Below are 15103 nucleotides of genomic sequence, written 5' to 3'. Positions count from 1 at the left end.
TCAGATACTGTTTGAAAGGAAGATTTGATGAAAACTGCCCTGATGTTCGATCAACAGATGATTTCCCACGAGAATCATTTCAGCCCTTTTGCCTTAACCGATGTTCTGACTACCTATTCTGGTGAGAATAATCAGCCGATTATCCATTTTTGGCAGCTTTCACAAACCCTCATCTTAGGAATGAAAGATAGTCGAGTATCGCATCTCGACCAGGGGCTAAAGAGCATCCGAGAAGCTGGCTATTACCCTTTGTTACGAAATTCTGGGGGATTAGGTGTTGTGAGCGATTCAGGTGTCTTGAATGTTTCCTTAATTCTCCCAAAACAAACGATCAACTCTTTGTCAATTGATGACGGCTATCAAACAATGCTTGATTGGTTAAATCGTACCGTTTATGGAAAATCTGCCAAGATTATAGCTGGAGAAGTTTCCGATTCTTATTGTCCTGGAAAATTTGATCTCTCAATAGAAAACAAAAAGATTGCAGGTATTGCACAGCGCAGGGTAAAAGAGGGTGTTGCAATTATGATGTATCTAAGTATTTCCGGTGATCAAATACAGCGAGGAGAATTAGTTCGATCGTTCTACCAAGCTGGGCTAGATGAATTTGGCACCTTAGGTTACCCTGCCGTTAATCCTTACAGTATGACCACTCTTGCCGATGTATTTAATGAAGAGTTAACTATCAGCGAAGTTAAACAGCAGTTACTAAAGGGTATTGATTTCAACAATGAAACCAATCGTCTTACAGCATTTTATCAAACGGATGAATATCAACAGCGATTAAAAAATATGCACCAAAGAAACCTTAACATTCAGGAGGATTTTCATGACGAGTTATAAAAATCAATTATTACCTATGGAAAAAGTTTTCCGTGATCCTGTCCATAATTACATTCATGTTCAGCATCAAGTTATTTTAGACTTAATCAATTCTCGTGAAGTACAAAGACTGCGACGAATCAAGCAGCTGGGAACCTCTTCCTATACTTTTCACGGAGCTGAACATAGTCGCTTTTCACATTCGTTAGGTGTCTATGAGATTACTCGCAGAATTTGCGATATTTTCAAACGGAATTATCCAATTGAAAAATTAGGCAAGGATGGTTGGGATGACTCTCATCGCATAGTTGCTCTATGTGCAGCCTTACTCCATGATATTGGACACGGCCCTTATTCTCACACCTTTGAACACATTTTTCATACAGATCACGAAGCCTTGACTGTTGCTATTATTACTTCCCCAGAAACGGAAGTTTTCCAAATTTTGAATAATGTGGAAGAAGGTTTCCCAGAGAAAGTTGCAAGTGTCATTACCAAAACCTATAGTAATCCACAGGTAGTTCAAATGATTTCCAGCCAAATTGATGCTGATCGGATGGATTATTTACTGCGAGACGCTTATTATACAGGTACGGAGTATGGAACCTTCGATCTAACCCGTATTCTACGAGTGATTCGTCCTTATGAGGGGGGAATTGCTTTTTCAATGAATGGAATGCATGCGGTTGAAGATTATATTGTCAGTCGCTATCAAATGTATGTACAGGTCTATTTTCATAGCGTTTCGCGAGGTATGGAAGTCATTTTAGAGCATTTGCTGGATCGTGCCCATGAATTAAGTCAGAATACTCCTGAGATTTTCGCTTATCATTCGCAATTATTGCTTCCCTTTTTGAATCAATCTTTTACACTAGAGGATTATTTGAAACTTGATGATGGAGTTTTGAATACTTACTTTGCTCAGTGGAGTGATGAGAAGGATGTCATTTTGAGTGATTTAGCCCAGCGCTTTTTAAATAGAAAACCTTTGAAATCCGTAGCTATTGACACACCTGATAATCCACTGTTAAGTAAAATGCGCGAACTCGTTGAAAAAGTGGGTTTTAATGCAAGATACTACACAGCGATTAATTCCAGTTATGACTTACCTTACGATTTTTACCGACCTGAGCTTGACCACCATCGTACACAAATAGAAATCATGCAGTCTGATGGTACATTAGTAGAATTATCTCAGGCCAGCCATTTGGTGGCTGCCTTAGCAGGTCAAGGCCAGGGGGATGCGCGTTTTTATTATCCTAAGGAAATGACTCAGGTTAGTCCTAATAACGCTAATCTTTTTGATGATGATTATACCGAGTTCGCTAGTTACATTCATAATGGCAAATTATTAAATATGAAAAAACGCTAGTACAATTTTTGGTACTAGCGCTTTTCTATTTAGTCAGATGATCTAAAGCAATCTCATTTAAAAAATGCGTGACCTGTGAAGCGTAGGCCGCGTGAAAGAAAAAGTCATGAGTAGCTAGTTCTTCAACTGTCATTTTACCACGAACGATTACTGAAAAAAGATTAGCAAACGAACTGATATCTGCTTCTGAAGCCGCTTGTATACCTAAAATTTCATTAGTGTCTTCATGAACAAAAATGACAGTATAAATCTTCGCAGAGCCTTCATTGTGCAATGAGTAAACACCACTAGACTTGTTAATACTATACGTAATAAACCGTTCGTTACGTGTTTGAGCGCCACTACGAACAATCGTCAGACCAAAGGCTGTAAAAACATTTGTTTTTGTACTTTCGAATTTCAAGATGCTTTTTCCACTGATGTCATGAGCTGCAACCATAGCCGTTCGAACTGAGTTATTAATCAACGGCATATAAAATTTCTCACTTATTGGCATTAAAGGTAAGCGGAGAAGATCACCTAGTACATAAATTGAATTTCCAGCCTGAAAGCGTTCGTTTACTAAACTACTGCCATCAATGTCGAGAGCAATCGTTTCCTCAAGGATTTTATGATTAGGTTCAAGATTAGGTGCCTTGATGATCATGTCATACTCAAAAATCCCTTGGTTCGTACACATGCAAGCAGCCCCCGTGTTCCCTTGGATGGCTTCAACATCTATCCCTGTGTAGAACTTAATATTATTCTTACTCATCTTGTTAACAATAGCTTCTGTGATCACTTCATCAACTGCCAATTCTAATAAGTGATCAAATTCTTCTAAAATAGTAATTTGAAGCTCTGGTTTATACTGTCGAAGTGCGGAAGCCAATTCAATACCTATAATTCCGCCTCCTAGAATAGCAACTGAAAGAATATCTTCTTGCAGCTTCTCTAATGTATGTTGTGCGTCCTTAAGTGTTTTGGTTTGATAGACAAGATTTGCTCCTTGCTCAACTGCTAACGGACGTTGAATAGAGCCAATCGCAATAACTAAGTGATCATAAGCAATCGTCTTAGTATATTCATGTTGCTGAATAATAACTTGTTTTGATATAGGGTTGATCCGTAAACATTCACTTTCTAAATGGACATCTATTTGCTGCAACTTTAAGGTTTCTTCATCGTATAGAATGGCTTCCTTCAATGAATCTATTTGCCCTTTTAACAATTGGTTCAAACCATTTGGAACATAACCTAAATACTTTTCTTTTTCATAAATAGTAATCTCTTGCTGTTTATCCAATTTCCGGATCTCTAGAGCAGCCTGTACCCCAGCAAAGGAGCCTCCAATAATTACAATCATAGCGTATATTCCCCTGTCCCATTTGCTAATTCATTTAGAATTTCTTTTATAGCGTTGATATCGTACTCACTACCTATCTCAGAAATCGTGTAGTACCTTTCCACCTTACAATCTTGTTCCATTCTATGGTCACTGATGACCAGATGATAGTATTTTCCAGGAATGTAATCTTCAAATTCGACTGGATAATTACTAGTTAACGCTTCAACGAGGAGTAATTGATTTGCTCGATTGCTTATGCGATTGAAAGAAAAGGATAGACCCACATTGACTTCCCTAACGTTTCTACGGGAGATAAGCAATAATATGTCCATATAGACCCCAAATAAAACGTATTCAGGAATTAGTATTTTGCGATATTTTTTTGCGAATTTTTGAACTCGTCGAACCATTTCTTCAGCATGCGGTTGATAAAAATCCATTTCAGGAATTCCTTCTCCAGCACTAGCAGCATGTTCATAGTATTCCTCAAACCACCCAGAAAACTTAAATACATTAAAATGAATACGAAAAAGAAACATGGTAATCTCTAACCATAATCCCGGATTTTTCTTTTGATAAAAAAAATCATGTTCATTTAAATAGTCAAAAATAATGTCATTCATTTTAATAACTGGTGTCTGCTCTTGGAAATTCTTTTCATAGATATGGTAGCTGACATCATCAGTCGCAGAAAAAATATTGATGTTGCATAAAAAAAAGTAAAAACTTTTTAACTCGAATGTTTCTATCGTAATCGCATAACGTTCTGAATAAATTGACAAGGACGCTTTTACTAATTTTAAAACATCCGCTGAAATAGTTGCCTCTTCTGCTCTAGTAAGATGGAGTTGAAACTGCTCTTGCTTTTTGCGCCTTTTGCCAAAAATTTCCAGATATAAAGCAATTTTCTGTCGAATATCTTCTGAAAATTTCTTTTTAAAAGTAGACTCTAAGTGTTCAATAACTATTTCACGCATGGAAAGATCAATCTCAGAGATTACACGGGATTCTGTGTACCACAATAATTGGAAATAAAAATAGCGAATTTGAAGTTCATCTCCTTGTATTTCTCCATTTTCCAAAGTTAATTTAAACTCTTTTAATGCTTCATTTAACTCTTTGATTTTTCTAAAAAAGGAAGCCCGGCTGATTTGGAATTTCTGAGTAAAATAAGTAATTTCTTTCTTAAACCCATTTAAATGTTCTACTAGCAATTGATATTTAATCGAATCCCTCAATCGATCAATCATTAATTCATGAAGGGTGAATTCAGGAGCAAGCTTTATAAATAACTCTGGTCCATCAAAAATAATCCTTATTTTTCCGTCCTGCGCTTCAAGTGAGGCATTAATTTCATCTAAATATTTATGCAAGGTTGGTAAAGAAATTTTAAACTCTTGCATCAATTCTTCTTTTGTTCCAATTCCTCCATTACGATAAAGCTGACGAATAATTCGTATCTGCAAGTCAGATGATCGATCAAGTAGATGATGGATATTCATTTTCTTCACCTCCTAAAACAAGGATAAATGAGAAAAGAAGAAATTACAATTTTGAGATTTTTTAAAAACAGATGATAACTTATTACAACTTTAATCTCCCCAACAACAGTTATACATGCATATAAAAACTCGATGCATGTCTTGGGTAGCATCAAGTTTTATTTTATTGTGCAGGTTCACTTACCAAAGCCCATTCAATTTCAGTTTGATAGGGTTCCTCCGTTTTTACTTGGCCTTTAGGAATAGTTAAACTCACGTCTTCTGCTTTCCACTGCAAAGTAGAAATTTCTTTACCTGATTCGGTCATATTATATGCACCAAAAATTGTTTGTCCCTGGGTTTCACCGGAGAGAACAATTTCTTTGGCAAACATTGTTTTTTCAGCAATTTCAGGCGACATTTTACTATTTCTAGCAATACCTCTTGGAATAATTAATTCTGCTCCTTTAATTTCATGGCCGTTCGTCGAGCGAAATGGCTTGATTTGCTGAACCTTTAGTTGCCAACCACTTTCTTCAAGACGTGCATCCGAAACCTGTACCCACTGTTTATCTAATAGGTTTCCTGTAGTGGAAAGTGCGGGTAACGCCTGGTAGGTTTTGGTGTCAAATTGTAGCGGTACACTACCAAATCGAAAGTCATTAGGAATATAGTCTATCCGTAATTCCCCAGTTTTTGCAGTTCCTTCATTTTCTTGTCCATTCTCTGGTCGAGAGCCTGGTTGTGGATCATCAGGATTAACAACCTCCGGAGGTCGATTGGCGTCAATACGAATCTCAACCTCCTGTGACAATCCTGATTCAATCTGAGCGTGTTCAGGAGCAACCGTTAAGACTACTGTATAGATTCCTGGCCTATTTTCCAATTCTGAGAAGTCATACTTGATATGCTCTGTTAATAAGATCTGTTCAAAATCTTGCAGACGATAACTAATAGCTTGAATAGAGTCTTTCACTAATTGCTCGAAGTCATTGTGATTAAGTTCTTCAATCTCAAAATAAGAAAGCTTTACGTCATTCCCCATTAACAAATGACCAACATCATGAACGATCAACTGACTCTCAACCACTAGTTGATTCCCCGCATCGTCTCTTAACAAGACAGATATGTCATATTCTCCAAATTGGTGCATATATTGCTGTAGTTGAGCAATTAGTTCAACAAATTCGCTATGGATGGCCGTACCGGGATTCAAATCACTTCGATTTGCAGTAAAGTGTTCAACTCCTGGCAGTTCATCTCCCACCACAGCATGAACTTTTACTGCTTCACCTTCTGGAGCGGTAGTATCCAATACTGTTACCTGATTGGTGTCAGATTTTCCGTCCTTAAAAGCATACGCATGGATAATATTTCCAGCAGTAAAAGTGGGGGATTCTTCGGAAATAGTGAATTCAAAATTCCCAGTTTCATCTGCCTGAACCGTATATGGAAGAGTCATCTCATCCAACGTTTCTCCTGCTTCCACCTCCACTGGGCTCTCTACTAAATTCTTATCAGCAGGAAAGCTTATCTGGCCGTTTGAAACAATTGTTTCGCTCATCCGAACAAATGCATTTGGATTAGTTTGCCCTTTAATAACTTTTGAATTTTCATCACTAGGATTATCAACCGGCTGATTAGAAATTACTGCATCTACATCAGGAATAAATTCGAATAATAAACGTTGAAATCCTGTAGTCTGTCCCGTATCAAAATTTTCTAAAAATTCCTGACGAATTGCCGAGTTAACCGAACGACCTTGAAGGTTACTTCGATCCACATTATTCGTTCGATAAGGAATTTGCATATCAAACATTGGAAACCAATCATAACTCGGTTCTCCTTGTTTACCTCGTTCCCAGGCTTTAACCCGTTGCACGTCCACCTCGAATACACCATTATTGCCACCCATATTAATTAATGCTCGATTATTTGCTGGAATAGATAAGAATTCCAGATCTACACTTTTTGCATCACTAAATATAAATTCTGAGTTTGTACCAAAGTTTAATAAGTAATGTGCTCGACTACCAACACCGTCAGCTCTAAGATTGAATGTCCCTAAGCGCCCCACCTTAAATTTAGCATAATTTCCAGTACTAAAAATGTTAGTAGCAGCTGAACCACGATTTGTTGAGACAATGTCAACGACCCCACCTTCTAGACCACGGTTTGGGTCTTCTTCCTTAACCTCAAAAGTTACTGGATTTGATGAACTACCTCTGTCTAAGTCAACCATTGTTCCGGTTAAGCCATCAGCCTGAATGGTTAATTCTGCCGCCGCACCAATCAAAAACTGACTTTGATCACCAGCACTTATTGCTTTTGCTGCTGCATTACCCTGCAAATTCATATTTACCTTAGATTGCGGCTTCAAATCAAAAAGACTATAATTCCCTGTAGAAATTACGGAATTTGTTCCTTGGATATTTTTAATATCGAAATTAATTTCTGCTCGTTCTCCTAGGTTAAAGGTACTGGAATTTCCAATGCTGATAATATCTCTCAAACCAGAATGACTGTCTTTGTAAACGCTCATTTTACTTTCTTCGTCCATAATAAACTCATTATTACTTGACATGTTTAAAATACCGTATTGATCTCGTTCACTTCTATCTGAGTGGTAACGATAAGAATAATTAACAGTCGAATGTTTCTTCATATGAAAAGTCCCATTTAAATCAATACCGTAGCCACTTGCCTCACCTGCTACCGTACTAGATTCATGTTTTGCCTCTAAAATAACATCCGCATGTTCGCCAATAACAACATTCCCACCATTCGAAACTGCTATATTTCCTGAATTTTGAGTACTTCCCAAAAAAGTAGAACCATTTAACATTTCGAAATTTTTTATTTGTAAATTTGCTTGCCCACTGTAGTTCGTCGTGTGTTTTTCATTATCAACAGGTGAGACGTAAGAAGTTACTATATCGTTGACTACGTCTCCTGAAAATTTCACATCCGTACTAACTGCGTAAAGCATTTGACTACCGATGTTAGAATAGTTATGAAAAACTTGAGTTGATCCATTTCCAGCAGTTCGGGCAGTTAATGGACCATAATAATTTCTCGAGTAAGCAGTTAAATTCTGGACTGCCATATGCCAAGTTCCTCCACCAAGCCTAAATGATGTTCCTCGAAAATCAATGGTATGCCCATTCCCTTCAATCACAACTTCTCTATTTCCATTATTAGAATTTTGCAGAGGATTATGATTGTTACTAGTACTAAAATCGACCACAAAATCATTCATTATATTAAAGACAACGATATTAGGGTTGTCCCAGGCAGCTTGAAAGTCTTCTTTATTGTAAATTAGTTTAATTTGTTCACGGGAATAATTTCTTAGATCTTTTTCGCCAGTTTGGAAGTTTGACAACTCTGATTTACTAGAAGGGCTTGGGTATTGATACGTAGCAAAGTATTCGTCTAAAGCATTAACTTGATCTGTTTCTACTTCTTCATTAACAGCTTCAAATGGTACAGGTGCTTTTCGTTCTTTCAGCGGACTCATTTCGAGTTCATTCACTACTTTTTCATCTTCACTTATTACTGGTTCCTCATCAACTAAAGCATCTTGTGTCTGTTTTCTAATAGTTAATGGATGTGAAAATAACGGCAGCTCACCACTTTTTTCCATTTGTAAATCAAAAGTCGTTCCTTCATCTATTTTAGGATGCAAACGAAACTGCAACTCGCCTGAAATATTTTCTTTATTTAAACCAGTGAATACAATTTCCTGATCTTGCTGAACTACTTCTAGTTCTGATGAAGCTCCTTGATATATAATACCTTCAGGCACCACCATGCGATAACTGCTCTCTTTGGGCAATGCTTCGACTGCTTGATCAGTGACTACTAAAGAAAATTCATCAACTACCCAGGAATCTGCTTTTCCTGCTAACGTAATAGTTAATGTATCTATAGTCTCGCCTATTCCTTTTAAAGGCAAAAAAAGAAAAGCAGGTAAGAGCAGGATAAAAGTAAAAAAAAGTGCACTTTTATGTTTCAATTTTTTTCCTCCTCTTTTCTTTTTCCAGTAGTAATAGACTAAGTAAAAGTAATAGTCCTCCCCAATGCCAATGATTCCGAGCAAAATTTGTTTGTGGATAAAAAGAGGCAGTTTTATCACTTTTTTGATTTTGTGTTTGTGTTGTTCTGTTATACTCTGTTTTTTGTTCCTTTAAACTAGATTCACCTTGCGGTCCCACTGGTTGATTAGGCTGTGGTGGTTCAAGATCAGCCCAACCTTCCAATCGAATAGCTCCTTGCGTTTCTGCAGCATGTGTCTGAGAAACACTTACAGAAAAAAAGCAAGCAAAGAGACAAAATATTAAAATTTTTACTGTTTTCATTGCTTGACCTTCCTTTTAAAACGAACAATTTTCTAAGCAGTATGTTTTCGTTTACGAATTAATAGAACCAGTAAAATCAGAATTAGAATTGCTAAAGCAAGGATGACATATAACAACCAGTTGGTTGGCTGCTCAGGGTCATTGAGAGCTTCTTCATTTAATTTCTGAGCATCATTTGCAGTTATTGTAAAATCTTCGTTCCACTCCCACCTTTGACTGGTCCATTTAGGGTCATCACTTGTGGCAGTTAATCGCATCGTATAGTTACCTGGTTTTAACGGTTGCTCGTTGAGAAAAACGGGATAAGCAAAATTTGAGTTAGGTGCCATAATCATTCCGTCAGACTGATTTTCATACAACACATCGAATTTTTCTTTTTCAGTGATCTTTGCTGTAACGGATAAACTTCCTACAATAGCTGGACGATCATTTTGCAAGTTGGCATTAATTACTTTGCGATAATTGTTTAATCCGGTAGTAACAGTCAGTAAATTCATATTGGGTTCTTCAATTTCTTGTTGAACAGTCATTTTAATGGCCATGGCATAACTATATTTATTATTGATGACAATGCCTTTTTCGTCACTGTCAGTGCTTTGACCTTCCTTTTCAAAATACCATGAACCTAGCAAGACACCTGATTCTACGTCTTGCGGAATATTGATAGTAGCACGCACCAGTTTTTCCGATTGGGGAGCAATTTCAGTTTTAGTATCTGAAGCGGCTACTTCAACCAATTCCGAAACAGAGTGCTTTAAACTACGATCAAGCTCCACCGGTTGCATCGTATAGTTAATTTCTCCATTACTATTGGTAGAGGCTGTAAATATTTTGGAAACGACAACGATGGGCTCGTTAGTGGGGTTTACTAATTTTGCTTCAATTGTTCGTTCTTCGCCTGGTGCTACAGACAAATCATAAAATGAGCTGGTGCTGTCTACCTCGTTTCCCGGGCTCACCTTTTGTACACTGTAACCCACACCTTTATTAGGGCTTTCTTCTGCATAAACATTTGTTGGCAAAATGATAGCTCCTATCAAAGCAAACAGCAAAGCAACAAACCCTACACTATTTTTTTTACCCATCGTTATCACATCCTTTTATTTTATTATTGTTCTGGCATTGCAGAAAGTGTCCAATTTACAGTTGATGTGAAGTTACCAGTTTTGGCGGCTCCTTTACCAATCGTCAGTTTTTCTTGACTAGCATCCCAAACATAAGTAGATGTGGCCTTACCATTATTTTCTTCCGCACTAAAGATGGATACTGCTCCACTGCCATCCTCAGCTGCAACTGGGATTTCAAATTCTGTATCACTATGTGTTAACGTATCTGTAGCGTCTGCTCCGAGCATGCTATTACGTGCAGTACCAATTGGTAATGTCAAAGTTGCAGCAAGTTTTCTTTCTGCTGCTGCTGAAGTATCTTCAAACTCGGTACGACTTACACTTACATTCCATCCATGGATATCACTACGGTTATCAGTGATTTGTAAATAGTGTATACCGGTTAGTGTTGAGTCATATTCTCCACCCATCATGTCTACCTTATGGGTACCGAAATCAAAACGTGCTGGATATACATCCAATGAGAGTGGTCCTAAATTTTCTGTATCTTCGTTATCTGGTTCATCTACGGGAACTTGAGGATCAAGTGGTTTTTCTGGATCTAGCGGATCAACAATTTCTGGCTTCTCATTGTTTTCCGTAAATTCAATTGAAGCCGTTCCGTTTTCTGTATTGATTACTTCTTCAGCAAAAGAGGTTACGCTGCCTGCAGCTACTATGCTCCCTAGTAACACTGTACTGATCAATAATTTTGTTTTCTTCATGTTTATTCTCCTCCAATTAATAAACTGCATCAGCAGTTAATGTCCAAAGTATCGTATTTTTATAATTTCCTTGTTTGGCCTGCTTGGCTGGAATTGTTAAGGCGACGTCATTGGACCGCCATTTTAAGATAGATGTTCCTTTTCCAGCAACTGGACTATTTGGATAAAATATCTTTTCTTCTTCTAAACCAATTTCCACAGCTTTACCTGTCAATGTTGGATCAATCTTTGTTGTATCATGGTTCAGAGTGTTTCGTGCTTCACCAGTCGGAATATGTATCAGTGACCCTTCCAAAACATTATTCTCACTAGTCAAATAGCCTATTTGCCTGACACTGACTACCCAACCAACTACATGCGCATCTCGATTATCGGTTACTTGGATATATTGGTCCGAATTTTCTGCACCCACCCCCTGGTAAATGTGAGCCGTTTGATACATTTCCTGTTGCCCAAAGTCAAAGGTCTCTGGTGCAACATCGAGCGACAACGGTCCTATGTTTCCAGTCACCATGTGATCTTTCTCAAATTCACTTGATGGATAGAGTGGGTTGGTCGGATTATCTGGATCTTTAGGTTCGATAGGGTTTGTATTCTCTACTAATTCCAAATAACCTGTTGTCTTGCTAATGGATTGTATTTCAGCATATCCAAGACTTACACCAAAGTTTCCAATTAGCAAGATACTAACGCATATACTTGCTAACATTCTTTTCACATATTATCCTCCTTTATGCATATTTCTTTGATATATTATTAGAATAGCAAGTAATACTTTTTTTAAGTCTCACTATTTTTAGAGTTTAATATGATCTAGAAAATTCTTGAGATTCTAAAGCTATTTGCCACAAAAAAAAGTTGTTAAGTGATGATAAAGCTCACTTAACAACTTTTTTTATTTTGTTAGCCATTTTTTTACAGCCCACTGATGACTACCCCGCTTTAGAAGATCAAGCCCTTTTTCAGGAGTAGTCCAGATACTGCGACTTTCTTTTTCTAATGGTTCTCCCACCTTTTTCCATTCACTAGCGACAAAAAAATAGCCTGGATTATAAAAGTAAGTATCTCGATGTCTAGAATAAAAGAATTCACAAGCTTCGCCTAAATAATCTGACAAGACAACCTGGAAACCCAGCTCCTCTAACATCTCCCGGTCAATGGCTTCTTCCTTGGTTTCATCACCTTCTATCTCTCCACCAGGTAAAAAATAAGCACCATTAGGAGCCTGGACGAGGGCAATTTCATTCTTCTGATTATAGATAATAGCGTAGGCTGCATAACGAGCCTGATACTCCTTTTCAGCTTCCTTTACACCGAAAATTGGGGTCATTGTTTTCGCTCCTTAGATTGATTTAAAATTAGTTTACATTAAAAAAATCTCATAAACAACACTTAAGCAAAAACAAGGCATCTTTGCCAATTTATGTTATGATAAATTTAACTTATTAGGAAAGGTTGGATTTTTTTATGAAAATGGCTCACACTTGCGTTCGCGTGAAAGATCTAGACGCGTCTGTTAAATTTTACCAAGAAGCGTTTGGTTTTGAGGAAAGTCGTCGTCGTGATTTCCCTGAAGCTGAATTCACTTTACTCTACCTAACCCTACCAGGAGATGATTATGAGTTGGAGTTAACTTACAACTACAACCATGAGTCTTACGATCTTGGAAATGGTTATGGGCATATTGCGATTAGCTCCGATGACATTCAAAGCTTGCATGAAAAACATCAACTAGCAGGTTTTAATGTAACTGATATGAAGGGGTTGCCTGGCACAGAACCCTCATATTATTTTATTACTGATCCCGACGGTTATAAAATTGAAGTAATTCGAGGGTAACAAAAAAGGAAGTGACTCCAGAATGGTTCACTTCCTTTTTCTTATCCCACAATAACCGTCTCTTCCGGGTATTTGTAAGTGCCATGTGTCTTATCTTGAGCCAGCCGCATAGAAATAGAGAAGCCAACAGTCAGAATCCCGACACGCCCAACATACATCAGAAAAATGATCAGCAGTTTGCCGAACAATGTTAAATCAGGTGTTAAGCCCATTGTCAGACCAACTGTTGCAAAAGCTGAAATTACTTCAAACGCAATGTACTCAATCCCTGAGGTTTCTGGAATCCCTTCAGTAATTGATAAAATCATTGTCGAAGCAACACATAAAGACAGGGTGATGAAAAACAGGGACATTGCTCGGAAAACAGTTGCGGAACGAATTGTTCTGCCACCCAATTCTGCATGCTGTCGTCCCTTGAGCATAGATATTGTTTGAATAATCAATACTGCTAAAGTGGTTGTTTTCAATCCACCTGCGGTTGAACCTGAGGTCCCGCCAATAAACATTAAAATGATCGTTAGTAAAAGTCCGGCCTGGCTCATTCCCAAATAATTAATTGAGAAATAGCCTGCAGTACGAGGTGTCACCGCCATAAAAATTGTATTGGCAAAGCGCTCCATCCCGTTACTTCCCGCTGCCACAGAAGACGCATTATGTTCAGTAAGATAAAACAGCAATGTACCACCGACTAATAAAATAAAGGTCATACCCAGTGCAATTTTGCTGTGTAAGCTTAACTTTCTTCGCTTTGGAAAGCTAATTACATCTTTCCAAACATAAAAGCCTAATCCTCCAGCAATAATTAAACTAGAAATAACCAATAATACATATGAATTTGATTGAAAACTAACTAAGCTGTCTCCAAATAGATCGAATCCTGCATTACAAAAAGCCGATACAGAATGAAACACTGCATACCAAATTCCCGAAAGCCAGCCATATTCTGGAATAAAATTGATGGCTAATAATACTGCACCCACAAACTGAATGATGGCAGCCAGCCGCAAAATGTGCACCATCAGATTCATAACCCCAGACATTGCTTCCAGATTCAATGCTTCTTGAAGCACAATTCGAGTCTTTAAACCAACTTTCCTACGAAAAACCGTAAAGAACAGAATTGGCATCATCATAAAACCAAGACCACCCAATTCAATCATCGTTAAAATGACCACTTGACCAAAGAAATTCCAATGGTCGATCGTAGTTAACGTAGTGAGTCCAGTCACACAAGTTGCTGAAGTTGCTGTAAATAGCGCATCAATAAAGTTGGTTGCTTCACCAGAATTACTGCTAATGGGTAATGATAATAATAAAGCCCCTGCTAAAATTATCAGCATAAACCCTACTGCCAAAAATTGTAATGGATGCAGTCTAAATTTTGTCAATTTATTTTTTATTTCCATGATTTCTTCCTAAAAAAGGGCACCACTAGGTGGCACCCATATTTTTTACCTTAATCATGCGAGTCACTTCCGCACGTTCGTTTTCTTCTAATTTCATCTTAATAAAGTAGATGGTCTCTTCCAATTGAGGAATAGTCATATACTCTAAAGCATTCACTCGTCGACGCGTCTTCTCGATCTCCTTTGCCATTAACTGACAAGTTTTTTCAATCTCGGTCAACTCCAAAAGCTTCGGCAAAATGCCTGTAAAACGATCAATTGACTGATCCAATTCTTCATTTGAATTCAAAAATCCATACTCCAAAGGATCTTCAGATAAATTAGTGTCATGTTGGAAATTCATCACTGGCACCTTTACGCTCATGACGTCTTTTTCAATCACATCCAAATCAACTTTTTCCTTTGGTACAGCTAATAGTTCGTCAATATATTTATCGTTAAGCATGGCATCTGCTAGAACAAAGGCACCCATTGCTGATTGCAGCTCCTCTTCAACCTCCGAGCGAAGAATATCATTCTTCTTAATCAGTAAAATAAATCGGCGCATCAATTCATCTTGTTTGTCTTTTAAGAGTTTGTGTCCCCTAGCAGCTGTTGTCAACTGTTTTTTTAAACGAGTAAGCTCCATTCGAGTTGGATTAACATTTAATTTTGCCATGAATCA

At 37.6% G+C, this 15103-nt stretch carries 13 protein-coding genes; 3 read left to right on the top strand and 10 right to left on the bottom strand.

The window, feature by feature from the left end:
• The first annotated feature begins 27 nt into the window (after positions 1-27).
• Positions 28-843: a lipoate--protein ligase family protein gene (locus IGI46_RS10795; RefSeq protein WP_429963177.1), complete on the top strand. Its 816-nt coding sequence runs from the start codon at positions 28-30 to the stop codon at positions 841-843.
• On the top strand, positions 830-2194 hold the full coding sequence (locus IGI46_RS10790; RefSeq protein ID WP_429963176.1) for an HD domain-containing protein: 1365 nt from the start codon (positions 830-832) through the stop codon (positions 2192-2194). The genes IGI46_RS10795 and IGI46_RS10790 overlap by 14 nt, the downstream gene beginning before the upstream one ends.
• A 25-nt stretch (positions 2195-2219) precedes the next feature.
• Here IGI46_RS10790 and IGI46_RS10785 read toward each other — a convergent pair whose 3' ends face one another.
• The 8 genes from IGI46_RS10785 to IGI46_RS10750 all read right to left on the bottom strand — a co-directional run bounded on the left by IGI46_RS10785 (position 2220) and on the right by IGI46_RS10750 (position 12524).
• Positions 2220-3539, bottom strand: coding sequence for an FAD-dependent oxidoreductase (locus IGI46_RS10785; RefSeq protein WP_429963175.1), 1320 nt, complete (start codon positions 3537-3539; stop codon positions 2220-2222).
• Positions 3536-5023 carry a helix-turn-helix domain-containing protein gene (locus IGI46_RS10780; protein ID WP_429963174.1) on the bottom strand — a complete coding sequence of 496 codons (1488 nt, stop codon included), beginning with the start codon at positions 5021-5023 and terminating at the stop codon, positions 3536-3538. The genes IGI46_RS10785 and IGI46_RS10780 overlap by 4 nt, the downstream gene beginning before the upstream one ends.
• A 163-nt stretch (positions 5024-5186) precedes the next feature.
• The gene (locus tag IGI46_RS10775) at positions 5187-9020 is read right to left on the bottom strand and encodes a WxL domain-containing protein (protein WP_429973423.1); all 3834 of its coding nucleotides are present in this window, start codon (positions 9018-9020) and stop codon (positions 5187-5189) included.
• Positions 9010-9363: a hypothetical protein gene (locus IGI46_RS10770; protein ID WP_429963172.1), complete on the bottom strand. Its 354-nt coding sequence runs from the start codon at positions 9361-9363 to the stop codon at positions 9010-9012. The genes IGI46_RS10775 and IGI46_RS10770 overlap by 11 nt, the downstream gene beginning before the upstream one ends.
• A 32-nt stretch (positions 9364-9395) precedes the next feature.
• Positions 9396-10448 carry a DUF916 and DUF3324 domain-containing protein gene (locus IGI46_RS10765; RefSeq protein WP_429963171.1) on the bottom strand — a complete coding sequence of 351 codons (1053 nt, stop codon included), beginning with the start codon at positions 10446-10448 and terminating at the stop codon, positions 9396-9398.
• 23 nt (positions 10449-10471) lie between these two features.
• Positions 10472-11194: a WxL domain-containing protein gene (locus IGI46_RS10760; protein ID WP_429963170.1), complete on the bottom strand. Its 723-nt coding sequence runs from the start codon at positions 11192-11194 to the stop codon at positions 10472-10474.
• 16 nt (positions 11195-11210) lie between these two features.
• Positions 11211-11903, bottom strand: coding sequence for a WxL domain-containing protein (locus IGI46_RS10755; protein WP_429964953.1), 693 nt, complete (start codon positions 11901-11903; stop codon positions 11211-11213).
• A gap of 186 nt (positions 11904-12089) precedes the next feature.
• Positions 12090-12524, bottom strand: coding sequence for an NUDIX hydrolase (locus IGI46_RS10750; RefSeq protein WP_429963169.1), 435 nt, complete (start codon positions 12522-12524; stop codon positions 12090-12092).
• A 137-nt stretch (positions 12525-12661) separates the two neighbouring features.
• Between IGI46_RS10750 and gloA the strand changes: the two genes are divergently transcribed.
• Positions 12662-13033, top strand: a complete 372-nt coding sequence (gene gloA, locus IGI46_RS10745) for a lactoylglutathione lyase (RefSeq protein ID WP_207703436.1) — start codon at positions 12662-12664, stop codon at positions 13031-13033.
• Between the two features lie 41 nt (positions 13034-13074).
• Here gloA and IGI46_RS10740 read toward each other — a convergent pair whose 3' ends face one another.
• Both IGI46_RS10740 and IGI46_RS10735 read right to left on the bottom strand, forming a co-directional pair.
• Complete coding sequence (locus IGI46_RS10740; protein ID WP_429963168.1) at positions 13075-14439, bottom strand: TrkH family potassium uptake protein; 1365 nt, start codon at positions 14437-14439, stop codon at positions 13075-13077.
• A gap of 25 nt (positions 14440-14464) precedes the next feature.
• The gene (locus IGI46_RS10735) at positions 14465-15097 is read right to left on the bottom strand and encodes a V-type ATP synthase subunit D (protein WP_207703434.1); all 633 of its coding nucleotides are present in this window, start codon (positions 15095-15097) and stop codon (positions 14465-14467) included.
• Positions 15098-15103 lie beyond the last annotated feature (6 nt).

It is taken from the genome of Enterococcus sp. AZ163, from assembly GCF_050498925.1.
In the GTDB taxonomy this organism is placed as follows: Bacteria; Bacillota; Bacilli; order Lactobacillales; family Enterococcaceae; genus Enterococcus_A; species Enterococcus_A ferrettii.
Note: the sequence above shows the minus strand (reverse complement) of the source record. Positions and strands in the feature narration are given on the sequence as shown.

What these genes read in the sequence shown, in the direction of transcription:
- IGI46_RS10795 (WP_429963177.1), top strand. Translation starts at nt 28, where the DNA reads ATGAAAACTGCCCTGATGTTCGATCAACAGATGATTTCCCACGAGAAT.
- IGI46_RS10790 (WP_429963176.1), top strand. Translation starts at nt 830, where the DNA reads ATGACGAGTTATAAAAATCAATTATTACCTATGGAAAAAGTTTTCCGT.
- IGI46_RS10785 (WP_429963175.1), bottom strand. Translation starts at nt 3,539, where the DNA reads ATGATTGTAATTATTGGAGGCTCCTTTGCTGGGGTACAGGCTGCTCTA.
- IGI46_RS10780 (WP_429963174.1), bottom strand. Translation starts at nt 5,023, where the DNA reads ATGAATATCCATCATCTACTTGATCGATCATCTGACTTGCAGATACGA.
- IGI46_RS10770 (WP_429963172.1), bottom strand. Translation starts at nt 9,363, where the DNA reads ATGAAAACAGTAAAAATTTTAATATTTTGTCTCTTTGCTTGCTTTTTT.
- IGI46_RS10765 (WP_429963171.1), bottom strand. Translation starts at nt 10,448, where the DNA reads ATGGGTAAAAAAAATAGTGTAGGGTTTGTTGCTTTGCTGTTTGCTTTG.
- IGI46_RS10760 (WP_429963170.1), bottom strand. Translation starts at nt 11,194, where the DNA reads ATGAAGAAAACAAAATTATTGATCAGTACAGTGTTACTAGGGAGCATA.
- IGI46_RS10755 (WP_429964953.1), bottom strand. Translation starts at nt 11,903, where the DNA reads ATGTTAGCAAGTATATGCGTTAGTATCTTGCTAATTGGAAACTTTGGT.
- IGI46_RS10750 (WP_429963169.1), bottom strand. Translation starts at nt 12,524, where the DNA reads ATGACCCCAATTTTCGGTGTAAAGGAAGCTGAAAAGGAGTATCAGGCT.
- gloA (WP_207703436.1), top strand. Translation starts at nt 12,662, where the DNA reads ATGAAAATGGCTCACACTTGCGTTCGCGTGAAAGATCTAGACGCGTCT.
- IGI46_RS10740 (WP_429963168.1), bottom strand. Translation starts at nt 14,439, where the DNA reads ATGGAAATAAAAAATAAATTGACAAAATTTAGACTGCATCCATTACAA.
- IGI46_RS10735 (WP_207703434.1), bottom strand. Translation starts at nt 15,097, where the DNA reads ATGGCAAAATTAAATGTTAATCCAACTCGAATGGAGCTTACTCGTTTA.